At 57.1% G+C, this 1,866-nt stretch carries 2 protein-coding genes and 1 pseudogene; all 3 read left to right on the forward strand.

Annotated elements, in window-relative coordinates; genetic code table 11:
* A partial coding sequence (locus EP867_RS19470) for a transposase (RefSeq protein WP_164888984.1) occupies positions 1 to 769 on the forward strand: 769 nt, incomplete at its 5' end.
* A gap of 331 nt (positions 770 to 1,100) precedes the next feature.
* The gene (locus EP867_RS19475; RefSeq protein ID WP_128491076.1) at positions 1,101 to 1,490 is read left to right on the forward strand and encodes a c-type cytochrome; all 390 of its coding nucleotides are present in this window, start codon (positions 1,101 to 1,103) and stop codon (positions 1,488 to 1,490) included.
* Between the two features lie 141 nt (positions 1,491 to 1,631).
* Positions 1,632 to 1,805: pseudogene (locus EP867_RS19480) on the forward strand (IS3 family transposase); the annotation flags it as partial.
* Positions 1,806 to 1,866: the final 61 nt, after the last annotated feature.

A 1,866-nucleotide genomic window follows, 5' to 3' on the forward strand; every position in this document is an offset into this window, starting at 1 on the left:
ACGTCTTGCCTTACAGGTGGGCCGCTATGCCCATGCCAAACAGTTCAAACGCATGCGTAAAGCCTTGAAGAGGCTCAAAGGTTATACTGGCCGGGTGATGCGGGACCTGCGCCGTCACCTGCAGGACATCCCCGAGGGAGATTTGAGCAGGCGTCTCACCGCCAAACTGGCGCTGGTCTCGCAGCTGCTGCATCAGCCTGCAAAGGGCGGTAACAGGATCTATGCCCTGCATGCACCCGAAGTGGACTGTATAGCCAAAGGCAAGGCGCGGGTGCGCTATGAGTTCGGCTGCAAGGTCAGCATCGCCACCAGCCTGGATGAGGGCTTCATCCTTGGCATGCGCAGCTTCGCTGGCAATCCCTATGACGGCCACACACTCCGCGAGGCGCTGGAGCAGGTCGAAATCCTCACCGATCATCGCCCGGGACTGGCAGTCGTCGATCGCGGCTACCGTGGTCACAGCGAGACCAAAACCCGTGTCCTGATCAGCGGCACGCGGCGCGGCCTGACACCAAAGCTCATCGCCGATCTTCGCCGCCGCAGCGCCATCGAGCCTGAAATTGGCCATATGAAAACCGATGGCCGCCTCGGCCGATGCCCCCTGAAAGGCGCCACCGGAGACGCCATTTTTGCGGTCCTCTGCGCCTGCGGCCACAACATCCGGAAGATCCTCGCCCACCTCAGGCATTGGCTTGCCTGTATCATGGCGGCTATCTGGGCTGCAGCGAGAAAGGAAAACCAACGCTCCCAAGCAGCTATCGCTTGCTGAACACTTTGTTCAGAGTGAACCACTGATACTGGAGGCCGGTGCCGGGGCATCCGGCATAGGGCCGGCTGCAATATCAGCGGCGGATCGGATCGAGCTCTCTTTGCGCAACGGACGGCGGATCAGCTTCTTGTCCTTCATCAGCGTGATTGTCAAACATTCAATCACCCGAGGCAGACTTCGACCGGTTTTGCGTCCGTTACAAAGGAAGCAAAACCTGGGCTTGAAATTGCAAATGGGAAGCGGTGCATCTCACAAATATGTCTTTGCATCAGATCAAGGCGGCTGCTTTTCTTTCTGTCATAACAGAGTGACGAAACCGGGAGATGGATAAATGATGCGTTGGATGATCATAAGCGGATTAAGTGGTTCAGCCCTTTACCTTTTCGTTGCCTGCGCACCTCTTCCAGAGGCCAATCGGGCAGGCGAAGACTTTGCGTCCTTCTGCGCCAGCTGTCATGGTGCGGATGGCAAAGGGATCAAAGGAAGCAAAGCTGCTGACCTTACCGCCCTTTCTGCTAAAAACGGCGGTCCATTCCCGCGCCTGCAGGCGATGGGAAAAATCTACGGCTACACCATGGGGCGTTCGGCATCGAACATGCCTGAATTTGGCCAGTTGCTGGAAGGTAACAGTGTTCCCTTTGATGCAGGCGATGGCAGGATCACCCCGACGCCAAAGCGGCTGGTCGATCTGGCGCTCTATCTTGAGAGCTTGCAGGAATAGGAGCTCAAGCGCCAAGTCATTTCAACCGGGGCACCCCAAATGTCAGTTGACAGACCCCGACCGCGCCGGAACCACAGCCCAGCCTTCAAGGTATGAGGAGGATCAGAAAACAGTCCGGGAGACTGTTTTCCCGACGATTGAATGGCAGTATCTGGGACCAAGGGGGAGAAGACCCTTGTCGAGTTGGCGCAGGATTTTGACGTGCAACCGAACCAGTGCAAGCAGTGGCGTCACCAACTGCTTCCGGGTGCGACCGGGGTGTCCGGAGAAGCCGCGAATGCAGATCCTGAGCTGACCATCGATGTGAAGACCCTGTGTTGATTGCCGCTTAGAACTGACCCATTTGGGGCGATAATTTCCATTGAGATTTGACCCA

The organism is Falsigemmobacter intermedius (genome assembly GCF_004054105.1).
GTDB classification, from domain to species: Bacteria; Pseudomonadota; Alphaproteobacteria; order Rhodobacterales; family Rhodobacteraceae; genus Wagnerdoeblera; species Wagnerdoeblera intermedia.

Excerpts from the sequence above, each read along its gene's own strand:
- EP867_RS19475 (WP_128491076.1), top strand. The coding sequence starts at position 1,101 with ATGATGCGTTGGATGATCATAAGCGGATTAAGTGGTTCAGCCCTTTAC.